Source organism: Puia sp. P3 (assembly GCF_050632245.1).
Classification (GTDB): Bacteria; Bacteroidota; Bacteroidia; order Chitinophagales; family Chitinophagaceae; genus Puia.
The window spans coordinates 2,650,447-2,675,422 of the sequence record NZ_CP192583.1 but is presented as its reverse complement, the minus strand read 5'-3'; the positions used below and the strand labels follow the sequence as shown (position 1 = coordinate 2,675,422).

The following is a 24,976-nucleotide window of genomic DNA, read 5'->3' as shown; positions in this document are numbered from 1 at the left end:
TTCGCTGCATCAGCGAGATGCGGTTGCGCTGTTCGTACAGAGGCATGGCGAGTGCGCGGGTGATGGAGGAAGCGACTTCGGATACGTCGGTCGGGTTGACGAGGATGGCCTCGCTGAGCTCGCTGGCGGCGCCGGCCAGTTCGCTGAGGATGAGAACGCCGCGGCCGAGGCTGCTGGCCACGTATTCCTTGGCGACCAGGTTCATCCCGTCCCGGAGGGGGTGATGAGGGCTGCGTCGGCGGCCTGGTAGAGCGCCACCAGGTCTTTGAAGGGAAGGTGGTTGTAGCGGTAGATCAGCGGCTGCCAGCTGATGGTGGAGAAGCGGCCGTTGATGGTGCCGATCTTTTCTTCGATCTGCTTCTTACGATCGTTGTATGCGGGTATAGTATCCCGTGAGGGGACGACATTTAATACAAATACCATCTTCTCGCGCCATTCGGGATAGCGTTCGAGGAAGTATTCGAAGCCGTTGAGGCGCTGCATCAGCCCCTTGGTATAGTCGAGGCGGTCGACGGAGAAGATGAGTTTCCGGTCCTCGAACTGGGCCCTGATCCTGGTCCTGATCTCTTCGACCTCGCGGTCCGCGACCATCTGGTGGAATTTGTTGTAGTCGATGCCGATGGGGAAGAGGTCGATGCGGATCAGGCGGTCCTGATACTGGAGGGTATGGAAGTAGTTGTCCACTCCGAGCAGCATCTTGACCGAGCTGAGGAAATGTTGAACATAGTCGTAGGTATGAAAGCCGATGAGGTCGGCCCCCATGACGCCGTGCAGGAGTGTTTTTTTCCACTCGGTGGGCATCAGGCGGAAGATCTCGTAGGACGGGAAAGGTATATGCAGGAAAAAGCCGATCGTCGCGTCGGGTCTTTTCTGTCGCAGCAGGTGCGGCAGGATCATCAACTGGTAGTCGTGTATCCATACCTGATCGTCGGGCTCGAGGATCGGGATGATCTTTTCGGCGAACAGCTGGTTCATCTGCAGGTAGGCGTCGAAGTATGGTCCTTCGTATTCCGCGAGTGAGGAAAAATAGTGGAACAGCGGCCAGAGTACGGAATTGGAAAAGCCGTTGTAGTACTTGTCGTATACGTCCTTATCGGGGAAAATGGGAGCTATATCGAAGTCCTGTTCTGCGGCATGAGCAGCGGCCACCTGATCCCAGTCATCCTGGGGAAAATCCGCCACACCGATCCACATCTTCCCTGTCAGGTCGCCTCTTTGCGCGCCTGCGTTCTCAAAATAGCTCTTGATAGCTGATACGAGGCCGCCAGAACTCTGCCGGAGGCTTACCTTATCGCCCTCCCTGTCCAGGGAAAAGGGCAAACGGTTGGATATTATGATTAGTCGACCCATTCTATCCACACCAGGACAACAATAAGGCCAGGAATGAAAAAGAGTCCCGCAGTGGGACTCTTTCAACTATTTGTTAATGTGTAAGATGATGGCTTATCTGGATATCACCTGCCTGACGCTGTTAGACGTCACCTGGTAGCTGCTGGAGAGGAGCGCGATCTCGTGCGGGGTGAGGACGCGGTTGTAGAGGCGGATATTGTCGAGTTTGCCGTTAAATCTGAGAGGATCGCTGTCCCACCATGCGCCGATCATGATCTTAGCTGCAGGGCAGAGGTTGGCGAGGGTTCCCAATCCTGTTTTTGCATAGATGAGCTGGCCGTTGATATAGATCTGGGTAGCTCCTCTATGGTAGATCATAACGGCTTTATACCAGGAACCGGGAACAGGTCTGAAGTTAGTAGTATCGACGATGTTCACGAGATCATTTTTGCCGTACTGGCCGCAACCGAGCGTAACGTCCTCGGTACCCCAGGCAAACCGGCTGTAGCTGGTGGTAGTCTGGCCGATGTTGAACGTTACACCATAACCAGTCGCCGGATCGATCATGCTGATATATGTACCCGCGTTGGCAGTGTCATTGGTCATGAAGCCGAGTGCAACGGAGTATGCGGTATCGAACTGGATCGAACCGTTGTTGGTCACATAGATCTTCTTTGTACCCGTACCGTCCGCACCAAAGGCGCTATTCGCATATCCGTGTGCGTCATAGGTCAGGACAGAACCGGAGGCCACTGTCGGGTTGTTATTACCGCTGGAGTCGGCGATATTGCCGGAGAAAGGCAGATAAAGCAGCAGGCCCTTAGTCAGATTGACGGTCGGGTCGGGCTTAGTTGCATAGAGTGTGTCCGTCAGGGTATCTTTTTTGATCACGGTAACCGTGTCATGGACGGGAGGAGGGGGTGGAGTCTTGGTACAACCGACAGAACTCATGGTAATGACGGCTGCTGCGATCGCTACGGATAGGGTTAACTGTTTTAGCATAGTTGGGAGTTAATTATTTAGGGTAAAATTTTGCGGTGTAAAGATATAAAAGGAAATATTTATCCTGGCACGAGTTGATAAGCGTGTCGATATGTAGTAAAAACGTGTCGATTTCGGCGATTAGTGTGTCAGCCGCCGGGCAAGGTCGAGGTTGTTATGCCGGGCGGTATCCTTTGCTATATCGTATCCCGCATCCGCATGACGTATGACTCCGAGGCCCGGGTCGTTGCGGAGGACGCGCGCGAGGCGGGCTGCGGCTTCCGCTGTCCCGTCGGCGACTATGACCATTCCGGCGTGGATGCTGTAGCCCATCCCTACCCCGCCTCCGTGGTGGAGGCTTACCCAGCTGGCGCCGCCGGCGGTGTTCACGAGGGCATTCAGCAGGGGCCAGTCGGCGACGGCGTCGCTGCCGTCGAGCATGGCTTCCGTCTCTCTGTTGGGGGAAGCGACCGAGCCGGTGTCGAGGTGGTCGCGGCCGATGACGATGGGTGCTTTGACGCGGCCGGTGCGGACCAGTTCATTGAAGGCCAGGCCGGCTTTTTCGCGTTCGCCCTGGCCGAGCCAGCAGATGCGGGCCGGCAGGCCCTGGAAGGCGATCTTTTCTTTGGCCGGGCGAAGCCAGCGCTGCAGGGAATCGTTTTCGGGGAAGAGGCTGCCGATGACCTCGTCTGTCACGGCGATATCGGCGGGGTCGCCGCTGAGGGCGGCCCAGCGGAAGGGGCCTTTGCCTTCGCAGAACAGCGGGCGGATATAGGCCGGGACGAAGCCCGGAAAATCAAACGCATTCTTCAGTCCTTTCTCCGCCGCTCTTGCCCGTAAGTTATTGCCGTAGTCGAAGGTGATGGCGCCGCGCCGCTGCAGCTCGAGCATGAGCTCGACGTGGCGGTACATGCTGCGGTAGGCGTAGTCGATATATTCTTCGGGCTTGTCTTTTCGAAGGACCTGTGCCTGATCGTGGGTCAGTTCGTGCGGCCAGTAGCCGATCAGGGGGTCGTGGGCCGAGGTCTGGTCGGTCAGTGTGTCGGGTACGACGTTGCGGGCGATGAGGTGTTCGAGGAGGTGGACGGCGTTGCAGCGGACGCCGATGGAGAGGGCCTGTCCTTTTGCCCTGGCGTCGAGGGCCTGGTCGATGGCGGCGTCGATATCGTCTACTTTTACGTCGAGATAGCGGGTCTCCAGGCGTTTGTCGATGCGCCATTCCTCTACTTCGGCGACGAGGGCTACCCCTTCGTTCATGGTGATGGCCAGCGGCTGAGCGCCGCCCATCCCGCCGAGGCCGGCGGTGACGTTGAGCGTCCCTCTGAGGCTGCCGCCAAAATGTTTGTCCGCGGCGGCGGAATAGGTCTCGTAGGTACCCTGAACGATGCCCTGTGAGCCGATATAGATCCAGGAGCCGGCGGTCATCTGTCCGTACATCATCAGCCCCTTTTTCTCCAGCTCGTCAAAATGTGCCCAGTCGGCCCATTTGGGCACCAGCTGGGAATTGGAAAGCAGGACCCGGGGGGCGTCTTTATGCGTCCGCAGTATACCGACGGGTTTGCCGCTCTGTATGAGCAGGGTCTCGTCGTCTTCGAGGTCTTTCAGTGCTTTGATGATCAGCTCGAGGGCCTCGAAATTCCGGGCGGCCTTGCCGCGGCCGCCGTAGACGATGAGTTCTTCGGGGCGTTCGGCGACGGCGGGGTCGAGGTTATTGAGGAGCATGCGGAGGGCGGCTTCCTGTACCCATCCTTTGCAGGTGAGGCGGGAGCCGGTGGGAGTCCGGTATCGGATGGCGTCGTAGGCAATCATAAAATTAACAACCCAGGAGAAAACCCGGGTTGTGCAAATTAAATAAAAATTGATAGGAAATGATCGGCCATAACCACTATTGATGCCGAATACGGTCAACATTTATCCCAAATGAAAAATTCATAGGACAAAGTCAATGGATAATCTTTTAACCAGTTAGAGTTTAGACTTTGGTCCAAGGTTTAGGTTGACGGCAATTTAGCTGCAATAATGATGCGGCCGGGCAAGACTTAACCGGCGTGTCGTTTTGGAGCATAATCGTGTCGATTTTGCCAATAGACGTGTAGCTGGCAGGAGGCTGGCGGGGGCCTAAAGCGCAAATTCTTCAAATTCCCGGTTGAGCACCACTCCTTTTTCCCTGGCTGCGCTGTCGCAGTGTCTGACGAACGAAAAGTCGGCGATGATGGAATGCATCTTTTTTATGTCTTCGGCGAAGATCCGGTCCTCGCTGGCGAACTCCGTGAAATTGCGGACGTAGTGGTGGGCGGCTTCGAGGATCACGCTGCTTTTCAGGGGGCGGCGGAACTCGATGGCCTGGCAGGCGCTCATGAGCTCGATAGCCAGGATATATTCCAGGTTGTCGAGGACCTGGTTCAGTTTGCGGCCGCTGATGCTGCCCATGCTGACGTGGTCTTCCTGGCCCAGTGAAGCTGGGGATGCTGTCGGCGCTGGCGGGGAAACAGAGGGTTTTGTTCTCGGTGACGAGTGCTGCGGTGGTGTACTGGGGTATCATAAAACCGCTGTTCAGGCCTACGTTGTTCATCAGCAGGAGCGGCAGGCCCCATTTGCCTTCCAGCAGGAGGTAGCAGCGGCGGTCGGAGATATTGCCGATCTCCGCGGCGGCGACGCAGGCGTAGTCGAGGGGCAGTGCGAGCGGCTGGCCGTGGAAGTTGCCGCCGCTGATGGTATCGTCGTGTCCGAGTATGATGGGGTTGTCGGTGACCGAATTGAGTTCTGTTTCGGCGAGTTGGCGAAGGTGCAGCCAGGCGTTGCGCGAGGCGCCGTGCACCTGGGCATGCAGCGCAGCGAATAGGGATCCTGAACGCGGCCGCAGTCGACGTGGCTCTGCATGATGGCGCTGTCGTGGAGCAGCTTGCCGGAGCCGCTGGGCTACCAGGCGGCTGCCGGCGTAGGGGCGCAGTTGGTGCAGGCGCTCGTCGAAGGGCGCCTTGGTGCCGGTCAGCGCTTCCAGGCTCATGGCGCCGATGATGTCGGCGGCTTCCAGACAGTAGTGGAGGCGCTGTACTCCTTTTACTGCGTAGGCGAGAATGAACTGTGTGCCGTTGATCAGGGCCAGGCCTTCCTTGGGGCCAAGCGTTATCGGGTCAATCCCATATTGCCTGAGCACTTCCATGGTGGGTTGTCGTTTTCCCTGGTGGTAGACCTCTCCGAGGCCTATCAGCGGCAGGAACAGGTGCGACAGCGGCGCGAGGTCTCCGGATGCGCCTACCGAACCCTTGTCGGGGACCACGGGTACGACGTCCTGTTCGATCATCCACAGGATGCGCTGCAGCGTCTCCAGCTGTACACCGGAGTAGCCCTGCGCCAGGGCCTGCAGTTTGGTGATGAGCATGATGCGGGCGATCTCCTGCGGGACGGGATTGCCTACGCCCACGCTGTGGCTCTGCAGGATCTTGTGCTGGAGGGTGCGCGTATCCTCTTCCGATATCTTGGTGTTGGCGAGGATGCCAAAGCCGGTATTCACGCCGTATACGGTGGTGTGCTGACTAACGATGTCGGCTATGTGCTGCTGGCTGGCTTTTATCCTTTCGATGGCGGGGCCGGACAATATCCCTTTCCGGGTACCCTCAGCGAGACCGATGGTAGCCGCGACGGTCAGTTGGTCGAGGCCGTATTGATGACTGCTGGAAGACATGTCCAAAAAATTTTGCGCGAAGGTAATGGCTTTTGTCAAATTGGCCTACTTCATCAGGCGGCGGAGGAATTCGTCCCGCCGCCGGCTGGCGACCTCGATGACGCTGCCGTCTTCCATGACCACTTCTCCTCCCCTGCCCTTGTTGTATCGCTGCATCTTGTGGAGGTTGATGATCTGTGAATTGTGCACGCGGAAGAAGACCGATTCGGGCAGCATTTCCTCGTATTCCTTTATGGCCCGGGTCGCGACGATCAGTTCGCCGCCGGAAAGATAGATGTTGGTATAGCCGCCCCTGCCCTCGAAGCGCACGATGTCCTGAAAAGGCACGAAGACCAGGCCGGTGATCGTTGGTATGGCTATCTTCTGCTGGGCCTGCTGAAAACCTTCCAGGTTCTTCATCAGCATTTTGAGCTGCTGGTCAAAACTGGTAACGACGGGAGTGCTGGAGACGCGGGCGATCGCGGTGCGAAGGTCGTCGATATCAATCGGTTTGAGGAGGTAGTCGACGGCGCTGTATTTGAAGGCTCTCAGGGCGTAGTCATCGAATGCCGTAACGAAAATAACTTTGAAGTCGATAGGCTGCAGCTGGTTGAGCAGGTCGAAGGCGTTGCCGCCTACCATTTCGATGTCGAGCAATGCGAGATCGGGCGATACGGAACGGATGAGTGTGGCGGCCGTCTCCACGCCATCGGCCGTACCAACGATACTAACTTCCGGGCAAAAGCTTTCGAGCAGCTTTTGTAGTACACGGATACTGTCAATTTCATCGTCGATCAATACGGTCCTGATCATAGTTAGCTTTCAATTATGCTTTTCCAGGCGGTAAAAATAAGGAAATCGTACAATCACGCGCGTACCGGCTGCGATCCCTTTGCCGTCTTTGAGGTCTTCTACTTCTATACGAATCCCCTCGCCGTGAAGAGTGTTCATGATGTGGATACGTTCCGCGGTAAGGCTCATCCCCGGGACTGATATTCAATATGTTCAATTGTTTTATAGCGTGCCGCCTCCGACCTGCCGATGCCGTTGTCCTCGACCGTGATGGTCAGGCCGTCATCCGTCTTACGGATAGCGATGGTGATAAGTCCTTTTCCCGAGGTCTTGTGGCGGAGGCCGTGGCGCATGCTGTTCTCGGCATAGGGCTGAATGACCATGGGCGGGATATAGACAGTATGCTGGTTGATAGTTGGGTCTACGTCGATTGAAAATTCCATTTTGTCCTTGAAACGAAGCTTTTCGAGGGTGAGATAGGTCGAAAGATAGCTGACCTCCTGCCCGATGGTGATCAGCGGTTTGGACGAATGCTGCAGCGTTTCTCTGATGAGCCGGGAGAAGCCGGAAAGGTATTTGTTGGCGGTAAGGATATCCTGACTGAAGATATACTGCTGGATCGAGTTGAGACAGTTAAAAATGAAATGCGGGTTCATCTGCGCCTGCAGGGCCATATGCTCCATTTCCGCCAGTCGTCTGGACAGTTGTTTTTCGTGTTCCTGTCTTCTGTGCAGTCTGCGGATCCTCAGAGAGCCCAGCAGCCAGACTGCCGAGGCGGTGGCCAGGACGACCCCGAGGCGAAACCACCAGGTCTGCCACCAGTGGCGCTGCTACCGTAAACCGCTGCGACAGTGTGGGGCTAACGACGCCGAACTTGTTGACGGCGTGTATCTGGAGCTCGTAGTCACCGGGAGGAAGTGTAGGATAGTCGAGAAAGGTTTCCCTGGTGCTCTTCCAGCCGGTATCCAGTCCCAGCAGCCGGTAGCGGTAGAGGATATTTCCTGCAGAGCGGTACGAAATGCCGGCGTATTCAAACCGGATATTGTTGCGGTTGTGCTGTAGTTTCAGCCTGGCGCTATCCTGCAGCCTGCTTACGCCGCCGCTGGTGATGCCGAGCCATGCGATGCGGCAGTGGCCTATATTGTTGACTTTTTTCGTCAAAAAAGGACAGGCCCTGGGGGTTCCGACATAGACCATATTGCCGGCCGCGCTGATGACGTTGATGACGTTCGAGCTGAGGCCGTCGGCTGAGGTATATTCCAGAACCGGGGCGGCAGGATTGCGCAGGTCCACCCTGTTGAGGCCCTTGTCAGTACCGACCCAGAGCTCGTCCCCATTGAGGGAAAGGCATCGGCAGATATCGCTGGTCAGCCCTTCCTGACTGCCGATGCGGCGGACGATGCTGTCTCCTTTAAGGCCTATGACCCCTACGTCGTCATAGGGCGCCACCCAGAGGGTTCCATCCGCGGAGGCTGTAAGAGCGGCAATCCGGCTGCGCAGCAGGGGATATTCCTGCCCATAAACTCCTGTTTCCGGTCGATGCCGCCCCTGCCGGTGACGCGGTAAAGACCATTGAGTGTCCCGACATATACAGTATCGTGCAGATTGAAGACGGCCGTTGACCTTTCTGTCAGCAGGGTATCCAGCGCTCCGAATGAATCGATATCCAGCGTGAACGCTCCAAGGCTGCTCGCGAACAGAACGTAGTGTCCGTTGATCAGACGGGCGGATTTGACGTTGACACCTCTTGCGTTGATGGAATCCCTGCGGTTCGAGGCGCGTACTTCGATCGTAAAATCGGTGCCGAAGACGAGTTTCCTTTGTCCAGTGTGTCGATGAATACGATCTGTTTTTTCGTGTGCATTCAGCCGCTTTTGGCCGAGGCTCTCCATCCCCGGTATGCTGTAGCGGTAAATGCTGTTCCTGTTAGAGCCGACCACCAACTCGTTATCCAGCCTGAGTATCGAATGGACCGAGCAGGTGTAGCCCGGCTGTTTAAGACTGATATTACGGAATTCGGTCGAGTTGAGTCTGTACAGGCCCCGACCGACGGTGGTAAACCAGGTGTTGCCTTCGTCATCGCGGAATGCCCCCGATACTTCGGTGCCCGGGAGGTAGGTTCTCACCTGACCGGTGTGCAGGTTGTATTCCGTGGAGCCGGTCGACTCGTTGGAGTAGACAAGGCTGTCGCCGATGATATTGAAGTTGACGTGTCTGAAGTTGTCATAGGCGAACGGTATCATTTTCCGGCGTCCGGATTCGAGTGACGCGATACAGCTGCTGTCCCGGGTGATCCGCCAGACCAGTAAGCGACGACCGAGGCAAATAAATGGCGACGCCAGTTTGACGCCCGGACGGGAAGCGCCATCAGTGCGTCAAACCGATCGCCGGCCAGATGGTAGGCCGAATCTTCTATCTGCACCAGGAAATTGCCGCGTCCGCACCCGAACTCATCGAGTGGCAGGCGCTGATCGGCATGCCGTGTATCGATTCGATCTTATGGTATCGATCGTTCCGGCTGATCATATGGATCGCGGTGCCTTCCTGGATCGCAATATTACCGTGGGCGTCCTCGACAAAGTGTTCGACGTTGGAGTGGAGGTGGATGCGGCTCAGCAGCGAGTCGTTGTCCTGATTGTAAATCTTACCTTTGTAGTAATAGCAGACGGACTTTCGGAACGGCGCCATCCAGACTCTTCCTTTCGAATCACCGAACATCTCGAGTACTTCGACGTCCGGCAGTCCGTCTTTTGTCGTAAAACTGCGAAAATGCGTGCCGTCGAAACGGCTTACGCCTGTCTCGGTGCCCATCCATATGAAGCCGTCTCTATCCTGAGTAATGCAATAGACCGTCGATCCGGCCAGGCCGTCAGCGATGTCGTAGTGCTCATAGCTGTACTCTTCCTGAGCCAGGACGGGTGACAGAACAAGCATCAGGGAGATGCAGGCCAGTATCGATCTGATCATAGTAAGGTGTGAAATAGGGGAAATTCAATTATGACGCGCGTACCAGCCGGCCGGCCGTCGATATGTTCGAGGTCGACAACTCTCGTTATGATACTACCGTTGTATTTTGTGTTCATCATCCGAATACGGTCTTCTGTAAGCGCCATCCCTTTCGACTGATACTCGATATGTTCCGGGTTTTGAATGCGCCGGCCATTTTTCGTCCGATGCCGTTGTCTTCCACTGTAACGACCAGCCGGGAGTCCTGACTTTCGAATTTTATATAAATATACCCTTTCCCTTCTGATTTATGCCGAAGACCGTGCCGCATGCAGTTCTCGACATAGGGCTGGATCAGCATCGGCGGAATGATACAGGCATTATCGTCCAGGCCGGGGTCCACGTCAACAGAGTAGTCCATTTTTTCCTTAAATCTGAGCTTTTCCAGCGCGAGATAGCCTGACAGATAGCTGACCTCGTCGGACAAAGAGATGAAGGCCTTGCTCGAGCTGTGCAAAGCTGGCCCGGATCAGTTTGGAGAATCCGGAGATGTACTTGTTGGCCAGGAAAACGTCCCTGGTTGAAAATATACTGCTGGATCGAGTTGAGGCAATTGAAAATGAAATGGGGATTCATCTGGGCCTGCAGGGCGGCGTGTTCCAGTTCCATCATACGCTGGCTGATCCGTTCTTTTTCTTTCTCCACTCTGCGTATTCTGCGGATCCGAAGGGATACAAAAAGCCAGGTCATGGAAAGGACGCCCAAAAAGACGGCCGTGACAAACCAGACGGTACGCCAGAAAGGGGTAGATACCCCGAACCGCAAAGAAAGCGGACGGCTGATAGTCCCGAACTTGTTAATAGCGGTAAGCTGCAGCTCGTAATCTCCTGAAGGAAGTGTAGGATAGTCCAGAAATGCTTCCTTGGTTGTTTTCCAGGCCGTATCGAGACCAAGCATGCGGTACCGGTAAAGAATATTTCCTGCGGATTTATAGGATATGCCGACAAATTCGAAGCGGATATTATTCTGCCGGTAAGACAGGCCCAGGTGGTTAGTGTCGCGGAGCAGGCTCTGTCCCGAACTGGAAATATCCAGCCAGGTCAGCCTGCAATAGTCGCTGCTATAGACCTTCGTTTCATCGAAATAGCTAAGGCCGGCGGGGGTTCCGACATATACCATCGGGCTGTCGACGCAAATAGTATTGATCACACTGGAGCCCAGGCCATCCCCTGCGGTATACTGAATGATGCTGGCGTTTGGCGAATGCAGGTCGACCTTATTCAGCCCTTTATCTGTCCCCACCCACAGATAATCTCTGTCCATGGCAAGCGTCTTACACACATCGCTGGTCAGACCCTGTTGACGGCCGATTGTCCCGACGACCTTTCCATCCCTTATTCCTACGATACCCAGATCATCATAGGGGCGATCCAGAGGACCCCCTGGCGGGATTTCACTATGGACGCGATTCGTCCCGCCAGTATCGGCATGTTCGCGCCCATGAATTCCGTCAGGCGTTTGCCCCCAGGTTTGTCAATGACCCGATAAAGGCCGTTCATCGTACCTATGTAGATAGTATCGTTGTTGTAGAACAAGGCGGTAGTCCTTCCTTTCCAGAGCGTGTCGAGTCTTCCAAAGCTATCGATGTTCATGGCGAAGGCCCCACTGTGGGTGGCCAGGAACACCTGATGAACATTTTTAAGCCAGGCAGCCTTGACCGTCATGCCCATCTTGAGCGAGTCTCTTTTTTTATCCATCCTGAGCTCGAGGTTCATGTCAGTTCCATAGAGGATCCTGTCCCGGTCAAGGGTATCGATAGAAATGATCCTTATTTTTTCGAGGTTGTTGAGTTGCTGGTATCCAAGGCTCTCCATTCCCGGAAGTTTAAACCGGAAAATGGTGTTTCTATTGGTCCCAACGAGCAATTCGTCCTTCAGCCTGGTGATGGCGTGTACGGCGCAGTTGTCATTCAACTGCCTCTTTAGAGTAATGTTACGGATCTCTGCTGAATTCAGCCGGTAAATTCCATGTCCGATTGTCGTAAACCAGGTATTACCCTCGTCATCCCGGAATACGCGCGAAACCTCGATCCCGGGCAGGAATGTTCTCGTTGTTCCCGAGCCTAGGCGGTATTCTGTTGTCCCCTCTGTTTCGTTTACATAAAACAGAGAGTCGCCGACAATGCTGTAGCTGACGTGCCGAAAATCCATATAGGAAAAAGGGATTGTGCGGCGCCTGCCCGTTTGAAGCGAAAGAATGGTTCCGCTTGACAATTTGGAGCGCCAGATCACTGCGCCGGGGCTCAGGCACATGAAATTCGGGTTACGGTCGCCAGGATAGGTAGATTCCAAGCGCACCAGCGCTTTCATATGGCTTCCGTCGAATTCGTATACCGAATCATTCATCTCGATGAGGAAATGTCCGTCGATACTTCGGCTAACGGCGGTACAGTTGGTAATCGGTCTGCCCGATATACTGTCGATATCGACACAATGTCCGTCCGCGCCGAAAAGGTGGAGCGCTGCCACTTCCTGTATGAGTATATTGCCGGCCGCATCCTCGGCAAAATGCCGGATATTCTCCCGGAAGTGTATGCGGCGCAAAGTCGAATCGTTCCCGGGGCTGTATATTTTTCCGTGATAATAATAGCATACGGATTTTCGGAAAGGAGCCATCCAAACTCTTCCCCGGGAATCGCCGAAGATCTGCAATATCTCAATATCCGGCAGGCCGTCCCTTGTGGTAAAGGTCCGGAAATGGGTTCCGTCAAAACGTGAGACGCCAGCCTCCGTACCCGTCCAGATAAAGCCATCCTTATCCTGCGTAATGCAATAGACCGTCGATCCGGCCAGCCCCTCCGTAACGTCATAGTGCTCATAGCTGTACTCTTCCTGGGCCAGGACGGGTGACAGAACAAGCAGCAGGGAGAGGCAGGCCAGTATCGATCTGATCATAAGACCTTATAAAAATAAGGCTTATTTTTCAGGATGTGGGGCGTGAGCTTAACCACGACGAAAAGGTGTTTAGTGTATTTCTTCAGCTGTGCGAAAGTGTACCTGGACTTCCCCGTAAACAGGCGATAGAACAGCACGCCGAAGAAGAATACGGGGATATCGAGCAGGTAGAAGAACAGCTGGACGAAGAACCAAAATACCCCGAACTGCTTGCGGATGCGGACAAAATTGGAAACCATGGTCTGGAGTCCGCGTTTGTCATAGAAATTATAGTATCCCTTGCTGGCGGTTCCGAATGCGGCGTTCGCGGTCTCGCCCTGCAGGTGTGTGACCATGAGGTCTCCCGTAGATGCACATTTTGCCGGTCCCGGCGATCCTGCCGCACCATTCGGCCTCTTCGGCATACAGGAAGAAGTCTTCGTCCATCAGGCCGGCCTTGTCGATGGCCGAACGCTTGACCATGAGGAAGGCTCCGTTGATCCAGTCGACTTCGATGAGGTCGGGCGCCATACCGGGTACGTGGGGCTTCTTAACTCCGACAAGGGTTCCGAACGTCTTGATCCACGATCCCATATAGGGCAGTGGAAGGAGGTAGTTGAGGCCGCCTTTCATTACGTACATACCGGAAACCTGCGGTGTGCCGTCGACGTTGAGAAGCTGTATGCCGGCGGCGACATAGTCGGATGCATAGAGGCGGCGGTAGCACTGCTCGACGCTTTCGTTGGGAGGAAGGGTATCGGCGTTGAGCAGCAGGATCGTGTCGCCCTTGGCGTAGCGCATTCCCATGTTGTTGGCGCGCGTGAATCCGGCGTTGTAACCGGTGTCGAGCCAGATCACCCGGGGAAAGGCCGCGAGCACCTTTTCCTTGCTGTCGTCATTGGATCCGTTGTCCACGATGATGATCTCGTAGAGGTCATTCCAGCTGTCCCCCAGCATGGTCCTGAGGCAGTCGACGGCCAGGTCCGGGGCGCGATAGTTCACTATAACAATACTTAGTAACATCAGTGCAATTTACCGTTTAAAAGATGGCGCAGATAGCTGGCCAGCATGATTAATTTTGACAATGGGCCGATCTTAAGGGCTCCGCGGGGTATGCGCTCCTGCCAGGCGGCCATTTGCCTGACGACGGGCAGGACCGCTTCTGCGGTGGTCGTTTGCGCGGGCGGCCCGGTGAGGCTGAGGGCGTCGGGGAAGCCCGCGTTCCGCAGCAGCCGCCAGAGATCGTCATAGACCATCAGCGGGCGGAGCTGGCCGATACCTTTTTCTTCCAGCCATTTTAGTTTGCATGGGAAGAGGACCTCCCGAAGGAACGAACTGTCGTGGCTCGAGCTGACGCCGCCCGGACCGAATCGGGCAACGATGGCGTCGATGTATTTGATGCGGACGCGCGGGCCATCCGGTGAATCGTTGGCGGCGAACAGGCGGATATTGAGGTCCCAGTCCGCATAGCCTTTGTAGCGAAGATTGTAGGCGCCAAAAGCGTCGAACAGCGAACGACGGTAGAATATGGCCTGGTGGGAAATATTCCGAAGCAATAGTTTCGGGTAATCGAATTGGCCGTCATACCGTCCTTTGTAGCTGGGGCTTACGACGTCCCCATACAGCATGTCCGCGTCGTCGTGGCCGGTCTTTCCAAATATGGAGGACAGCGTTTTTGTATCGTACAGCTGGTCGTCGGATCCCAGGAAGAACAGCCATTCGCCGCGGGCCGCCGCGATGCCCTTGTTCATGGCGTCGTATATTCCTTTGTCGGGCTCGGAGATGAAGCGGATGCGGTTGTCTCCGGACTCGTGTGCGATGGTCGCCGTCGTGTCGTCCGAACCGCCGTCCATGATCAGCACTTCGAAATTGCGATAGTCCTGGCGCAGGATGCTGTCCAGCGCGGAGCTGCAGGGTCTTTGCCGCTCTGAAGGTCGGTATAATGATGCTTATATATGGGCTAGCGCTTGTCATCCGACGGGATTATGTTTTCGGGCGCGGGCCTATGTTCTTTTTCAGGGCGTTGGTGTTGCGCCAGTGCGAATATCGTTTGCTGATGGCCTTTCGGATCATATCGAGCAGTCCGCGCTGTTGTTGTCCGGCGGAAGGGTTCCTATCCTGGCCTCTGTGGTGATCGAGCAGCTGGCCGTATGGCGAGTTGTAATAGGGAATGGTAGCATAGTAGTCCAGTTGACGGCGGTCATTCTGGTTGACGCAGTTGAATTCGGCGTTTAATCTCAGCGACGGCGCTTTGTAGTGAGTTGCCGAACTGCGAAGGCATGCGGTGAAGCGGCAGCTTGTGGGCGGCTGCCAGCAGGGAAAGGACGGACTGGTCGCGGCGGTGTTCCCTGAAACCGGGAAGGTCCCTTCGCCCGGCTGTGTTGGGTTCGTCCGTAATGATCCGGGGGTCGCGGCAGTATTCCAGCCATTCGGTGACGAAGCGCAGGCTTGCGTCCGTGCGTTGAAAGACGCAAAAGGCGGCGTCGCATTGCGGGGCGTTCCAGTAGTAGGGCCGGTCGCAGTTCATGTAGATGAAACAGTCCCTTTTTGTCCAGGCCGCGTTGATAAAATTACGCGTTGCCGAAGAGCAGTATCGGAGTGTCTTTGATGCATAGTTCGAACAGAGGGTCGAGCGATGCTGTTATTTCGAGTCCGCTGTCTGCGTATACGACGATGTCGCCGTCCGCGGCGTTCTTCAGGGCTTCAAGGATAATAAAGGGTTTCCAGAGCCAATACCCCATGAATGGTCCGTCGAGGATGCCGCGGTTTTCGGCATAGAAAGGCGTTTTCTTTATATCCTCAAAATCGTAGGACCGGATGTTGTCGATACCCGCCACTGGCCGCAGACGCATTCAGCCGGTGGCGGCTGCTCGCATACAGCTGGTTGGAAAGATTGGTGAGGATGACCGTCATATCAGAACTCAAAATTTGAGATGATGCCCACCGAGTGGGGCCCCTCGTTTTCGCCTACCCATCCGTTGATGTCTACGAGGAAAACTTCCTTAATGCCATAGACGTCGTTATATTTCTTGATGATGCGGAAGAAAGATTTCTGCATTTTGCCCACGAGAGTCGTCCCAGATGATAATGAATTTCTGGTCCAGCAGTCCGTATTTAACGAGCATTTCGAATTCGAACAGGATCGCCTGGGGGGTGTGGAGGGCGTCGGAGAAGACAAGATTGAATTTTTTCCCTTCCATGCGGCCCCAGCTGTTCCTGTCCCAAACGTCTGCCGATATATATCCGATCTTTTTATCCTTGTAGGTAAATTCAGACAGCGAAGACTTGTTCTTTTTGATGGAACTGGCCGGGGTATCCCACTCGGACCGGGGGCCTTTTTCCAGCTGGCCGGCGAGGACCGGGTTGATCTCCTCGATATCAAATGCATTCATGCTGGCGGGGCCCAGTGTATTGAGGAGCTGGAAGAAATTCTTTCCTACCGACACTCCGATCTCGAGGTAGTTGACTCGCGGGAGATATCTTTCGGCAAGCAGGGCCATCAGGTCGGTATAGGTGACCGAGTTCCCGACGGGCTTGTTGATGACCGGTTTCAGGAAATCAGGGACACCATAGTTGAAGAATGATTTGGCCATGGCCTCCTCGTCGATCCAATTGTCTATTTGTCCCAGTGCGCTGCGGTTGGGTCCGACGTATTTGGCGAGCTCTTCCGCTGAGAAGGGAATGGTCGATTTGTACGAAGCTTTTTTTCAAACAAACTTGTCCAGAGTGCGGCCATAGTACTAGTTTTTGATGTATTCGACCAGAATATTTCGTCCTTCCACCATATGACGCATCAAGCGCAGGGAGTTCTTGTAGATCATTGGGGGAACAAGGGACATCAGTCGATGTAACGGGTTATTTTTTCTTTTAGGTTTTCCTGCTGTACCTGATACCATTTTTTGTAGTCGCTTAACGGTTCGATATAAACGCCGTTCAGCTTCATGGGGAAATAGCCCGGCAGCCGGCGGAACGAATGTTTATCCCAGAGGCCGGCATGATGGGGCGGGAGATTGAGTGTATGGTACAGGTCGTGGCGATAGAGATAGGGGTTGTTGTACGGGACACAGATGATCATCTGTCCTCCGGGTCTGAGCGCCTGCAGGGAGGCGGAAATGAAGGAGCGAATGTCGGGAACGTGTTCCAATACCTGTAGAAATACCACCACATCGAAAGCCCCGGCGTTGGCGCGTGCAAAATCCTCGATGGTGGAATTGATGACGTTGAACCCTTCGTTCTGTGCTTCCTGAACCTGGTGCGTATTGAGCTCGAGTCCGGTGAGAGAAGAGCGTCTCTGCTCTTTCAGCTTCCGCATAAAGAACCCTGCGCCGGAGCCGATCTCCAGTACTTTCTGGTCATTTTTGATCAGGGAAATGGCCTTGTCATACTCCCATTTCTCTTTCAGATAATAGAGTCCCGTCTTCTGAAGATGCTGATAAAAGGCGTCGTCCCCATAGATATCCATCGGGTAATAGAAACGGTAACCGGTGTCGTTGCAGATCCGGAGTTCGATGGTCTTCCGGCCGTTGAAATACTTTGTAACATCGAGATCCTGTTCTTTCTTATAGAGCGAAACGATCCTTGCGACGTCCATCTCCATGACCAGGGAAGTATTGGCGCTGCCTGTTATGGGGCTTAGTATCTCCATTATTTTTTATTATGATGCATCCGATTTTTAGGACGGACGAAAATACTCCTTTTTGACATTATTTACGTCGCTTCGCAGATAGTGCAAAAACAGTTCCAATCCCTCTTTTTTCGGGCTGTCCAGTTCGTAGTCAAGGTATTTTGTGAAGTATGCGTGCAGATCGAAGTGCGGAAAAGGATTCTCGGCCACCACCTCGTCAATATGTCCGAGGCCCATTTTATTGGCCTGATCGAATTCCCGGATAAAGCCGGGGTCGAGGGGTTTATTGCTGACCCATGCAGCAAAAACAAAGGGCAATCCTGTAAAGGCTTTCCAGCTGCCGCCCAGGTCATAGATATAGGGTGATAGCTTTCTCTGCATGAGCGCCCGGTCTCCGATGACTACTCCGGCCGTCGTGCCTTTGATGTGGTCGCGAAAATCTTTCCCGGCGTCTTCGACTTCGGGGCTGACCTGCCAGTATTCTTTCAGGAGTATGCGGGCCAGTTGGACAGAAGTGCGGCTTTGGTAGTCAAGTAATACTTTCTCCACCTTTTCAATGGGTGTTTCACTGAAAAGACAGACCGAGGCTACGTCTCCGTCGCTTCCGATGCAATGCGCTCCATTGATGTAGTATTCCTCCATATAGGGGATGACCGCCACGGGAACGAGTCCTATATCGATCTGGTCCCGAAGCAGCATGTTGGCTATGCTTGCGGGATAGTCTATAATCAGATCGATTTCCTTCCTGAGGGGTGAGCGGTCAATGCCGTAGAGCAAAGGTTTCGTATTGAGGTAGTTGACTGCTCCAACTCGTATTTTTTGATCCAATTCCTTTACATTAAATTTGCGGCGAAGTTACGTATTATAACTGACGCAAAATCAATGGAACTCAATTCTCTTACCGCTATCTCCCCATCGACGGCCGCTATCGTCAGCAGGTCCAGCACCTCGACGACTATTTTTCCGAGTACGCCCTTATACGCTACCGGGTGCTGGTGGAGGTGGAGTATTTTCTTTTCCTCAACAAAAAGCGGTTCTTTCCGCTGGAAGCCGCTACCCGTCGTAAGTTGCAGGCGGTGGCCGAACAGTTCGGACTGGAAGATGCCCAGTGGATCAAGAATAAGGAGAAGGAGACCAACCACGACGTAAAAGCCGTGGAGTATTTCCTCAAGGACCGCCTTGGGGAAGGCCTTGCGGAAGTATCCGAATGGATCCATTTCGGTCTTACGTCCCAGGACATCAACAATACCGCCATTCCCCTACTATGGAAGCACGCGGTGGAATTCGAGTATCTGCCGGCGATGCTCAACCTCAAGCGCCAGCTTGAAATACTGGCTCGTAACTGGAAGGATGTGGCGATGCTGGCGAGGACCCATGGTCAGCCGGCCAGCCCGACCCGGCTCGGCAAAGAGATCATGGTATTTATAGAGCGGATCGAAAACCAGGTCGAACTATTGATTCAAATCCCGTTCACGGCGAAATTCGGCGGCGCCACCGGCAATTTCAATGCCCACTATGTCGCCTTTCCGGGAAAAGACTGGGTCAAACTTGGCAACGAGTTCGTGGAAGGTACGCTGGGTCTTCAACGGCAGCAATACACCACGCAGATCGAGCACTACGACAATCTCGCCGCGCATTTCGACGCGATCAAACGACTCAACACGATCCTCATCGATTTTTCCAGGGATGTGTGGACCTATGTTTCGATGGACTATTTCAAACAAAAGACGAAGAAAGGCGAGATAGGCAGTTCTGCGATGCCGCACAAGGTGAACCCTATCGATTTCGAGAATGCGGAAGGCAATCTCGGCGTCGCCAATGCCCTGCTGGAGCATTTCGCCGCCAAGCTGCCGGTATCGCGGCTGCAGCGTGACCTGACGGACAGCACGGTACTCCGCAATATCGGCGTACCGTTCGCTCACACCATACTTGCGCTGAAGTCTATCGGGAAGGGACTGGACAAACTCGTGCTCAACGAGGCCAAAGTCAAAGAGGACCTGGAGGACAACTGGGCCGTTGTTGCTGAGGCGATACAGACCGTTCTGCGCCGCGAGAACTATCCTGAGGCCCTATGAGGCGCTGAAAGAACTGACCCGGGGACAGGCGGGTATAACCAAACAGTCTATTCATGCCTTTATCGATGGACTCAAAATATCGGCGACGCTGAAAAAAGAATTGAAGAGGATCACTCCCCTCAACTACACGGGGGCGAGCCTGCAATAAATCATTGGAACCCCTGATACCAGGGGAATTTTTGAAACTAACTAAAGGGGCAGTCGTTCAGGCTGCCCCTTTAGTATTTAACGGAATTGGGAATAGCAACGGAGGATGTGGAAGAAGAGAAAGGTACACATTTCCCTATATATATATTCCACGGGGTGGAATTTTATTTATGGATCTCCGATGTAAAATGAAACTCGATAGCAGGGTTGTTGGTCCTTTCGGTATTCAGGAACCATTCGCTCTGCGCGAGATAGACCAGGTAGCCGTCCTTATCGTCGGCAATATTGGTGTGTTTGAACCGGGTAAAATCCTCCAGCTTCTTCGGGTCTTCGCTGGTGATCCAGCAGGCCTTATAGAAAGGCAGGGCATTAAACTGGACGGAGGCGCCGTATTCGTGCAGGAGGCGGTACTGGATAACCTCGAACTGCAGTTCCCCGACGCAGCCGATGATCTTCTTGTTGCCGCCGTACTGGGTGAAAAGCTGGGCGACCCCTTCGTCCGTCAGCTGCAGAAGACCTTTTTCCAACTGCTTGGTTTTCATAGGATCTTTATTGATCACCTCCTTGAATATCTCAGGTGAAAAGGAGGGTATTCCCGTAAAAAGAAGTCTTCGCCTTCGGTGAGGGTGTCCCCTATCTTGAAATTACCGGTGTCGAACAGGCCGACCACGTCGCCGGGGAAGGCTTCTTCGATGACGTCTTTGTCCCGGGCCAGAAAGGTATAGGGATTGCTGAACCGGACGTCCTTATCGAGGCGGACGTGGTGAAAGTATTTGTTCCGCTCGAACTTCCCGCTGCATACGCGGAGGAAGGCGATGCGGTCGCGGTGTTTCGGGTCGAGGTTGGCGTGTATCTTGAAGATAAAGCCGCTGAACTTGTCCTCTTCCACGTCCAGATGCCGGGTGGAAGTTTCGCGGCTGCGGGGGCTGGGGGCGATGCGGATAAAGGTATCCAGCATCTCCCGGACGCCGAAATTATTGATGGCGCTGCCGAAGAATACTGGAGCTACTTTCCCCGCCAGGTAGTCGTCGACGTTGAGTTGGCCGTGGACGCCGTCCACGAGCTCGACGTCTTCCCGAAGTGTCGCCGCGTCTTTTTCGCCGATCTTATCGTCGAGCAGGGGGGTATCGAGGGTGTCGAAGCTGAGGGTATCTTCATCTGTAGCTTTTGTGTTGGCGGTAAAGAGGATCAGGTTCTTGTCGTACAGGTTGTAAACGCCTTTGAAGTCCTTGCCGCTGTTGATGGGCCAGCCCATGGGATGGAGGGCGATATTCAGTTCTTTTTCGATCTCTTCGAGCAGGTCGAAGCGGTTCTTGCCGTCGCGGTCCATCTTATTGATAAATACGATCACCGGGGTATCCCGCATCCGGCATACTTCCATCAGTCTGCGGGTCTGGGCTTCGACTCCGTTGACGCTGTCGATGACCGAGGATGACGCTGTCGACGGCTGTAAGGGTCCGGTAGGTGTCCTCGGCGAAATCTTTGTGACCGGGGGTATCCAACAGATTGATAAGCATCCCCTTGTATTCAAAACTCATGACCGAGGTCGCTACCGAGATACCGCGCTGGCGCTCGATCTCCATAAAGTCGGAGGTAGCGTGCTTTTTGATCTTGTTGCTTTTTACCGCACCCGCCGTCTGGATGGCGCCTCCAAAGAGCAGGAATTTTTCGGTAAGGGTGGTTTTACCCGCGTCGGGGTGAGATATGATGGCGAATGTCTTGCGTTTGTTGATCTCGTTGTGATACTTCATGGGCGCGCAAAGTTACGAAATTACCGGCTGTTAGCTTGCAATCCGAGTCTTTTCTTTATCGTATTCCAAACGGGGAGTACATCTTCGGAAAGGCGGAAAAGCAGCACGCCTCCTCCATAGATGAGGATGAAGGACAGGGACCGGGCTAGGATGCCGGGAAGTCCGTGGAGGCCGGCGAAGAAGTAGTCGCAGAGGAACCAACCGGCGCCCCCGAGGAGCAGTGTATAGAGAGTGGCTTTGGTGAAGGGCTGCATGCGGAACCGGACGAGCAGAAATACCCAGCGGATGCCGTTGTAAACGGTAAAAGTGATCAGGTCGGCGATCGCGGGTCCGATATATCCGAGTGATTTAGCCAAAAAGTAGTTTAAGGGCAGCGTGAGTGCCGCGAGTGTGATGCCGGTGAAGAAATCGAATCGCCAGTAGGTAGAGGTGCCGATTATCTGGTTCGTGACTCCCGTGCCCATGTCGACGATCCTGATCAGGCCAATGAAGAAAAAGGCCTGCCTCGACTCCAGAAAGTCATTTTTCAGGTGAAAGAAAAGGACTCCATCCGAGAAATTGATCCAGATCAGGATATACAGAGCGACAGAAAAGATCAGTTGGTTGATCGACGACCGCCGGTAAATACGGTCTATCCGGCCGAAGTCCCTGTCCTTCCATGCCTGGGATAATGGGCCGATGGATGCGGCGATGACGCCCCGCTGCGGGGCCTGGATCAGGCTGGCCATGTACTGCGCGAGGGTATAGATCCCGACATATTTCAGTCCGCCCGGGACAACAGCCGCGATGACGATCTGGGCGAAGAATGCCGAAAGATTATATAGCATCTGGCCTGACCACACCAGGCTGGCCTGGGTGACGATCATCCGGAAGAACCGGCGCGTCACATGGCTGATTTTTAGCGTGATGTTGACCTCCTTGTGATAGCTTAGCATAATAAAGAGACAGAAGGCCAGCAGAAGGTAAGACAGCGAATATAGCTTTACAAAAACGTCGAAGCTTTTCAGGATCCCCAAATAGAACAGGCAGACGAGCAAAATAGTAAACATCCGATACTGCACTTCCCGAAAATAGGTGGTGATCACCGACCGGTTGAGCTGCCAGGCAAAAGATTCCAGCATAGAATAGAGGCTAAAGCCGATACCGAAAGGGAACAGCCAGTAATAATAGATGACGATGTCCGGCGACTGCTCGCTGAATTTTCTGATGACCAGGTCTTTGAAGGCGAAGCCTGCCATATCAGCAATACCAGACCCGCGATGCACACGAGCATTGCCCAGGTCAGGAGGTCATTCCGCTTTTCCGGGAGATAGTCCTTATAGTAGGGAAAGAATTTGTAAATATAGGTGGGCATGCCCAGGTTGGCCGTGTAATACATGATGGACCCGATCGCTACGAAAATATTGGTCAGGCCATACTGCGCAGGCGTAAATTCCCTGGTAAAAAGCAGGGTATACAAAAACCCCAGAGCAAACCCGAAATATACAAGTCCTGAAGAAAGTATGCTTTGCTTGCGGATGGTGCTCATGCTGGGAATAGTTTTATCAGAAACCGCCGCCCTGGAGCAGGCTGTTCAGGTCCTGTTTGCCGTCATAGTGAAAGGGGCGGTTGAAGGTGAACATCCCCGTCTGATCTTTACGTGTCCGTCGAGACTGATCGTAGCCTGTCTTTCCATCAGCATGGACAGGGCGTTGCTGAATACGCTGCGCATGTCGACCTGCATCGAGACGGGAACGAAAAAAGTATCTTTTTCGGGGATGATGATCGTCGAGTCCAGGATAGAATGTCCGGCGGCTTTGCCGTTGAGGGATACGTCCACGTCGGCGTGGAGAAGTTTGAGCGCGTATGGGTTCGGATTGTAGAGCTTCAGGGTGGTAGCCAGCATGGTCAGCGAGCCGTTGTGGTTGATCTGCGGATCCTGAAAACCGTAGTATTCCGGTGCATCCGGCTGACGGCAACCCGTAGCCCAGCCCAGCAGCAGGACAAAGGCGGCCGCCCTTGTCGCGGAAAGGTATTTGTTGATGTATTTATTGAGGGACGACATGGGCTGCAAGATACGGGGCAATTCCTAATTATTACCTACCTTTCACGAAAGAATAAGACGTGTCCAGCATCCCCGACCGAATCAAAACCTTCAACAGCGACCGGATTCCGAAATACGTGGCGCGCAAATACCAGCAAATGGCGGAGAATGCCTTCCGATTTTTCCGCGGCAGCTGCCACATCTACTACGAAGATCTGGGAAAGAGCAAGACGCTGCCGGCCTATCCCGTGAGCTGGGTCTGCGGCGATCTGCATCTGGAGAATTTTGGAAGCTATAAGGGGGACAACAGGCTCGTCTATTTCGACCTCAACGATTTCGACGAGGGCATACTCGCCCCGGTTGACTGGGAGGTAAGCCGTATCGTCGCGAGCATCTTTGTCGGCTTCGAGTCGCTGGGCATCAAAAAGAAGGAGGCGGAGAGTATGGCGGACTATTTCCTCAAGGTCTATTCCTCCACGCTCGGGAGGGGCAAGGCGCGCTATCTGGAGCACCAGACGGCGGAACGGGATCGTCCGAACATTTTTGGAGAAGGTAGCGGAGCGCAAGCAGAAAGAGCTGATCCGTCAGCGGACGGAGGACGGCCGGGGAGACAGGCTGCAGCTGCGGCTGGACAGTGTCCGGTTCTTTTCCATCGACAGGGACGAGACCACGACAAAGAAGACGCTGATGGCGCACCTCACGCAGTGGATGCAGCAGTACCCGCTGCTGAAGGGGCGGTACCAGGTGATCGACGTTTGTTTTCGGGTTGCCGGTACCGGTAGTCTGGGAGTAAAGCGGTATGCCTTTTGCTGCGCAGCAGCAAAGATCCGAAGAAGCACCTGCTGATCGATATGAAGGAGGCGAAGCCGTCGTCGCTGCAGCCATACCTGAGCAATCCTCAGCCGGCATGGGCCAACGAGGCTGAGCGGGTCGTGTCGATCCAGGACAGGATGCAGAATATCGTCCCCGCGTTGCTGAGCACGACTGTCTTTGCGGGCTCTCCCTTCGTTGTCAAAGAGCTGCAGCCGACGGCCGACAAGATCGATTTTTTGGTGATCCGGGACCGCTATAAGGATATTGCCTGTGTCATCGGGGACATGGCTTTTCTGACGGCCAGCGCGCAGCTGCGGACCGCGGGCCGTCAGGGCGCGGCGTTGGCGGACGAGCTGATCGCCTTCGGCAGGGATGGCCACTGGCAGAAGGGCGTGCTGGAATATGCGCAGGACTATGCCGGTCAGGTGAAGAGAGACTATCAGGAATATTTCAGGGCTTATAAAGACGGCTATTTTTCGGGCAAATGATTCACATAATGAGTATCACGGAGATCATAGGCAAACTGCTGCTGGCCGTGCTGGTTGGCGGCGTCCTCGGCGCCGAGCGGGAATACCGCAGTAAATCCGCGGGCTTCCGGACGCTGACCATGATCTGTCTCGGCGCCGCGATCTTCACCATCCTCTCGAAGCCGATCGGTTCGCCCGGCACGCCGGACCGTATCGCGGCGAATGTAGTTGTCGGTATCGGATTTGTAGGCGCGGGGGTCATCTTCAAGGGCAGCGTGTCCAGTAAGGTCAGCGGCATCACTACCGCCGCGATGATCTGGGTGACCGCGGCGCTGGGAATGGCTATCGGTGCCGGCTATCTGCTGATCGCGACCGTGGCCTGCGGACTGGCGCTGCTGGTCCTGTTCGTGTTCAGTCTGGTGGAGGGGTGG

The 24,976-nt window shown here is 54.6% G+C and carries 28 protein-coding genes and 4 pseudogenes; 5 read left to right on the top strand and 27 right to left on the bottom strand.

Annotation, left to right across the window (positions count from 1 at the left end):
* Window positions 1-4: 4 nt before the first annotated feature.
* From ACQ86N_RS16120 to ACQ86N_RS16095, 6 genes and pseudogenes are all read right to left on the bottom strand, one after another.
* A pseudogene (locus ACQ86N_RS16120) lies at window positions 5-1,350 on the bottom strand (trehalose-6-phosphate synthase); the annotation flags it as partial.
* A 93-nt stretch (window positions 1,351-1,443) separates the two neighbouring features.
* A complete protein-coding gene (locus ACQ86N_RS16115; protein ID WP_431216032.1) occupies window positions 1,444-2,331 on the bottom strand; it encodes a LamG domain-containing protein in 888 nt (295 codons plus the stop codon).
* A 120-nt stretch (window positions 2,332-2,451) separates the two neighbouring features.
* Window positions 2,452-4,119, bottom strand: a complete 1,668-nt coding sequence (gene hutU, locus ACQ86N_RS16110; RefSeq protein ID WP_431216031.1) for a urocanate hydratase — start codon at window positions 4,117-4,119, stop codon at window positions 2,452-2,454.
* Between the two features lie 309 nt (window positions 4,120-4,428).
* On the bottom strand, window positions 4,429-4,740 hold the full coding sequence (locus ACQ86N_RS16105; RefSeq protein WP_431216030.1) for an aromatic amino acid lyase: 312 nt from the start codon (window positions 4,738-4,740) through the stop codon (window positions 4,429-4,431).
* Between the two features lie 115 nt (window positions 4,741-4,855).
* A pseudogene (locus ACQ86N_RS16100) lies at window positions 4,856-5,995 on the bottom strand (HAL/PAL/TAL family ammonia-lyase); the annotation flags it as partial.
* A 45-nt stretch (window positions 5,996-6,040) separates the two neighbouring features.
* Window positions 6,041-6,787 (bottom strand): LytR/AlgR family response regulator transcription factor, encoded by a 747-nt coding sequence (locus ACQ86N_RS16095; protein ID WP_431216029.1) that lies wholly within the window; start codon window positions 6,785-6,787, stop codon window positions 6,041-6,043.
* A 15-nt stretch (window positions 6,788-6,802) separates the two neighbouring features.
* Here ACQ86N_RS16095 and ACQ86N_RS16090 point away from each other — a divergent pair, with 15 nt between their 5' ends.
* Window positions 6,803-6,967 carry a hypothetical protein gene (locus tag ACQ86N_RS16090; protein WP_431216028.1) on the top strand — a complete coding sequence of 55 codons (165 nt, stop codon included), beginning with the start codon at window positions 6,803-6,805 and terminating at the stop codon, window positions 6,965-6,967.
* Here the strand turns inward: ACQ86N_RS16090 and ACQ86N_RS16085 are convergent.
* The 16 genes from ACQ86N_RS16085 to ACQ86N_RS16010 form a co-directional block, all read right to left on the bottom strand.
* A complete protein-coding gene (locus ACQ86N_RS16085) occupies window positions 6,952-7,449 on the bottom strand; it encodes a sensor histidine kinase (protein WP_431216027.1) in 498 nt (165 codons plus the stop codon). The genes ACQ86N_RS16090 and ACQ86N_RS16085 overlap by 16 nt on opposite strands.
* On the bottom strand, window positions 7,400-8,215 hold the full coding sequence (locus ACQ86N_RS16080) for a triple tyrosine motif-containing protein (protein WP_431216026.1): 816 nt from the start codon (window positions 8,213-8,215) through the stop codon (window positions 7,400-7,402). The genes ACQ86N_RS16085 and ACQ86N_RS16080 overlap by 50 nt, the downstream gene beginning before the upstream one ends.
* Window positions 8,194-9,009: a hypothetical protein gene (locus tag ACQ86N_RS16075; protein ID WP_431216025.1), complete on the bottom strand. Its 816-nt coding sequence runs from the start codon at window positions 9,007-9,009 to the stop codon at window positions 8,194-8,196. The genes ACQ86N_RS16080 and ACQ86N_RS16075 overlap by 22 nt, the downstream gene beginning before the upstream one ends.
* A 169-nt stretch (window positions 9,010-9,178) precedes the next feature.
* Complete coding sequence (locus ACQ86N_RS16070) at window positions 9,179-9,733, bottom strand: ligand-binding sensor domain-containing protein (RefSeq protein ID WP_431216024.1); 555 nt, start codon at window positions 9,731-9,733, stop codon at window positions 9,179-9,181.
* 115 nt (window positions 9,734-9,848) lie between these two features.
* On the bottom strand, window positions 9,849-10,133 hold the full coding sequence (locus ACQ86N_RS16065; protein ID WP_431216023.1) for a hypothetical protein: 285 nt from the start codon (window positions 10,131-10,133) through the stop codon (window positions 9,849-9,851).
* Entirely contained in the window at window positions 10,067-11,035 is a 969-nt protein-coding gene (locus ACQ86N_RS16060) for a triple tyrosine motif-containing protein (RefSeq protein ID WP_431216022.1), read from the bottom strand. Before ACQ86N_RS16060 ends, ACQ86N_RS16065 begins: the two co-directional genes overlap by 67 nt.
* Window positions 11,036-11,112: 77 nt before the next feature.
* Window positions 11,113-12,666 carry a ligand-binding sensor domain-containing protein gene (locus ACQ86N_RS16055; protein WP_431216021.1) on the bottom strand — a complete coding sequence of 518 codons (1,554 nt, stop codon included), beginning with the start codon at window positions 12,664-12,666 and terminating at the stop codon, window positions 11,113-11,115.
* A complete protein-coding gene (locus tag ACQ86N_RS16050) occupies window positions 12,663-13,001 on the bottom strand; it encodes a hypothetical protein (RefSeq protein ID WP_431216020.1) in 339 nt (112 codons plus the stop codon). The genes ACQ86N_RS16055 and ACQ86N_RS16050 overlap by 4 nt, the downstream gene beginning before the upstream one ends.
* The gene (locus tag ACQ86N_RS16045) at window positions 12,934-13,668 is read right to left on the bottom strand and encodes a glycosyltransferase (protein WP_431216019.1); all 735 of its coding nucleotides are present in this window, start codon (window positions 13,666-13,668) and stop codon (window positions 12,934-12,936) included. Before ACQ86N_RS16045 ends, ACQ86N_RS16050 begins: the two co-directional genes overlap by 68 nt.
* Window positions 13,668-14,537 carry a glycosyltransferase gene (locus ACQ86N_RS16040; protein WP_431217438.1) on the bottom strand — a complete coding sequence of 290 codons (870 nt, stop codon included), beginning with the start codon at window positions 14,535-14,537 and terminating at the stop codon, window positions 13,668-13,670. Before ACQ86N_RS16040 ends, ACQ86N_RS16045 begins: the two co-directional genes overlap by 1 nt.
* Before the next feature lie 308 nt (window positions 14,538-14,845).
* Entirely contained in the window at window positions 14,846-15,172 is a 327-nt protein-coding gene (locus tag ACQ86N_RS16035) for a hypothetical protein (RefSeq protein WP_431216018.1), read from the bottom strand.
* 43 nt (window positions 15,173-15,215) lie between these two features.
* On the bottom strand, window positions 15,216-15,497 hold the full coding sequence (locus tag ACQ86N_RS16030) for a hypothetical protein (RefSeq protein ID WP_431216017.1): 282 nt from the start codon (window positions 15,495-15,497) through the stop codon (window positions 15,216-15,218).
* A 62-nt stretch (window positions 15,498-15,559) separates the two neighbouring features.
* Window positions 15,560-15,703 carry a hypothetical protein gene (locus tag ACQ86N_RS16025; protein ID WP_431216016.1) on the bottom strand — a complete coding sequence of 48 codons (144 nt, stop codon included), beginning with the start codon at window positions 15,701-15,703 and terminating at the stop codon, window positions 15,560-15,562.
* Entirely contained in the window at window positions 15,666-16,238 is a 573-nt protein-coding gene (locus ACQ86N_RS16020) for a hypothetical protein (protein WP_431216015.1), read from the bottom strand. The genes ACQ86N_RS16025 and ACQ86N_RS16020 overlap by 38 nt, the downstream gene beginning before the upstream one ends.
* A gap of 245 nt (window positions 16,239-16,483) precedes the next feature.
* On the bottom strand, window positions 16,484-17,290 hold the full coding sequence (locus ACQ86N_RS16015) for a class I SAM-dependent methyltransferase (protein ID WP_431216014.1): 807 nt from the start codon (window positions 17,288-17,290) through the stop codon (window positions 16,484-16,486).
* 27 nt (window positions 17,291-17,317) lie between these two features.
* Window positions 17,318-18,097: a menaquinone biosynthetic enzyme MqnA/MqnD family protein gene (locus ACQ86N_RS16010; RefSeq protein WP_431216013.1), complete on the bottom strand. Its 780-nt coding sequence runs from the start codon at window positions 18,095-18,097 to the stop codon at window positions 17,318-17,320.
* 50 nt (window positions 18,098-18,147) lie between these two features.
* Here ACQ86N_RS16010 and purB point away from each other — a divergent pair, with 50 nt between their 5' ends.
* A complete protein-coding gene (gene purB, locus ACQ86N_RS16005; RefSeq protein WP_431217437.1) occupies window positions 18,148-19,344 on the top strand; it encodes an adenylosuccinate lyase in 1,197 nt (398 codons plus the stop codon).
* Window positions 19,286-19,492 carry a hypothetical protein gene (locus ACQ86N_RS16000; protein WP_431216012.1) on the top strand — a complete coding sequence of 69 codons (207 nt, stop codon included), beginning with the start codon at window positions 19,286-19,288 and terminating at the stop codon, window positions 19,490-19,492. Before purB ends, ACQ86N_RS16000 begins: the two co-directional genes overlap by 59 nt.
* A gap of 163 nt (window positions 19,493-19,655) precedes the next feature.
* On the opposite strand, the gene ACQ86N_RS15995 is transcribed toward ACQ86N_RS16000, so the two are convergent.
* The 5 genes from ACQ86N_RS15995 to ACQ86N_RS15975 form a co-directional block, all read right to left on the bottom strand.
* Window positions 19,656-20,033: a hypothetical protein gene (locus ACQ86N_RS15995; protein ID WP_431216011.1), complete on the bottom strand. Its 378-nt coding sequence runs from the start codon at window positions 20,031-20,033 to the stop codon at window positions 19,656-19,658.
* Between the two features lie 14 nt (window positions 20,034-20,047).
* Window positions 20,048-20,872, bottom strand: coding sequence for a GTP-binding protein (locus ACQ86N_RS15990; protein ID WP_431216010.1), 825 nt, complete (start codon window positions 20,870-20,872; stop codon window positions 20,048-20,050).
* Window positions 20,823-21,242, bottom strand: coding sequence for a GTP-binding protein (locus ACQ86N_RS15985; protein ID WP_431216009.1), 420 nt, complete (start codon window positions 21,240-21,242; stop codon window positions 20,823-20,825). The genes ACQ86N_RS15990 and ACQ86N_RS15985 overlap by 50 nt, the downstream gene beginning before the upstream one ends.
* 20 nt (window positions 21,243-21,262) lie before the next feature.
* Entirely contained in the window at window positions 21,263-22,507 is a 1,245-nt protein-coding gene (locus ACQ86N_RS15980) for a lipopolysaccharide biosynthesis protein (protein WP_431216008.1), read from the bottom strand.
* Window positions 22,508-22,815: 308 nt separating this feature from the next.
* On the bottom strand, window positions 22,816-23,307 hold the full coding sequence (locus ACQ86N_RS15975; protein WP_431216007.1) for an LEA type 2 family protein: 492 nt from the start codon (window positions 23,305-23,307) through the stop codon (window positions 22,816-22,818).
* Between the two features lie 38 nt (window positions 23,308-23,345).
* Here ACQ86N_RS15975 and ACQ86N_RS15970 point away from each other — a divergent pair.
* Window positions 23,346-24,566: pseudogene (locus ACQ86N_RS15970) on the top strand (DUF2252 domain-containing protein).
* A pseudogene (locus tag ACQ86N_RS15965) lies at window positions 24,563-24,958 on the top strand (MgtC/SapB family protein); the annotation flags it as partial. The pseudogenes ACQ86N_RS15970 and ACQ86N_RS15965, both read left to right, overlap by 4 nt.
* Window positions 24,959-24,976: the final 18 nt, after the last annotated feature.

What these genes read in the sequence shown, in the direction of transcription:
- ACQ86N_RS16115 (WP_431216032.1), bottom strand. Translation starts at nt 2,331, where the DNA reads ATGCTAAAACAGTTAACCCTATCCGTAGCGATCGCAGCAGCCGTCATT.
- hutU (WP_431216031.1), bottom strand. Translation starts at nt 4,119, where the DNA reads ATGATTGCCTACGACGCCATCCGATACCGGACTCCCACCGGCTCCCGC.
- ACQ86N_RS16105 (WP_431216030.1), bottom strand. Translation starts at nt 4,740, where the DNA reads ATGGGCAGCATCAGCGGCCGCAAACTGAACCAGGTCCTCGACAACCTG.
- ACQ86N_RS16095 (WP_431216029.1), bottom strand. Translation starts at nt 6,787, where the DNA reads ATGATCAGGACCGTATTGATCGACGATGAAATTGACAGTATCCGTGTA.
- ACQ86N_RS16090 (WP_431216028.1), top strand. Translation starts at nt 6,803, where the DNA reads ATGCTTTTCCAGGCGGTAAAAATAAGGAAATCGTACAATCACGCGCGT.
- ACQ86N_RS16085 (WP_431216027.1), bottom strand. Translation starts at nt 7,449, where the DNA reads ATGGAGCATATGGCCCTGCAGGCGCAGATGAACCCGCATTTCATTTTT.
- ACQ86N_RS16075 (WP_431216025.1), bottom strand. Translation starts at nt 9,009, where the DNA reads ATGATACCGTTCGCCTATGACAACTTCAGACACGTCAACTTCAATATC.
- ACQ86N_RS16070 (WP_431216024.1), bottom strand. Translation starts at nt 9,733, where the DNA reads ATGATCAGATCGATACTGGCCTGCATCTCCCTGATGCTTGTTCTGTCA.
- ACQ86N_RS16065 (WP_431216023.1), bottom strand. Translation starts at nt 10,133, where the DNA reads ATGGACTACTCTGTTGACGTGGACCCCGGCCTGGACGATAATGCCTGT.
- ACQ86N_RS16060 (WP_431216022.1), bottom strand. Translation starts at nt 11,035, where the DNA reads ATGGACAGAGATTATCTGTGGGTGGGGACAGATAAAGGGCTGAATAAG.
- ACQ86N_RS16055 (WP_431216021.1), bottom strand. Translation starts at nt 12,666, where the DNA reads ATGATCAGATCGATACTGGCCTGCCTCTCCCTGCTGCTTGTTCTGTCA.
- ACQ86N_RS16050 (WP_431216020.1), bottom strand. Translation starts at nt 13,001, where the DNA reads ATGGTCACACACCTGCAGGGCGAGACCGCGAACGCCGCATTCGGAACC.
- ACQ86N_RS16045 (WP_431216019.1), bottom strand. Translation starts at nt 13,668, where the DNA reads ATGTTACTAAGTATTGTTATAGTGAACTATCGCGCCCCGGACCTGGCC.
- ACQ86N_RS16035 (WP_431216018.1), bottom strand. Translation starts at nt 15,172, where the DNA reads ATGAACTGCGACCGGCCCTACTACTGGAACGCCCCGCAATGCGACGCC.
- ACQ86N_RS16030 (WP_431216017.1), bottom strand. Translation starts at nt 15,497, where the DNA reads ATGCGTCTGCGGCCAGTGGCGGGTATCGACAACATCCGGTCCTACGAT.
- ACQ86N_RS16025 (WP_431216016.1), bottom strand. Translation starts at nt 15,703, where the DNA reads ATGCAGAAATCTTTCTTCCGCATCATCAAGAAATATAACGACGTCTAT.
- ACQ86N_RS16020 (WP_431216015.1), bottom strand. Translation starts at nt 16,238, where the DNA reads ATGGCCAAATCATTCTTCAACTATGGTGTCCCTGATTTCCTGAAACCG.
- ACQ86N_RS16015 (WP_431216014.1), bottom strand. Translation starts at nt 17,290, where the DNA reads ATGGAGATACTAAGCCCCATAACAGGCAGCGCCAATACTTCCCTGGTC.
- ACQ86N_RS15995 (WP_431216011.1), bottom strand. Translation starts at nt 20,033, where the DNA reads ATGAAAACCAAGCAGTTGGAAAAAGGTCTTCTGCAGCTGACGGACGAA.
- ACQ86N_RS15990 (WP_431216010.1), bottom strand. Translation starts at nt 20,872, where the DNA reads ATGGAAGTATGCCGGATGCGGGATACCCCGGTGATCGTATTTATCAAT.
- ACQ86N_RS15985 (WP_431216009.1), bottom strand. Translation starts at nt 21,242, where the DNA reads ATGAAGTATCACAACGAGATCAACAAACGCAAGACATTCGCCATCATA.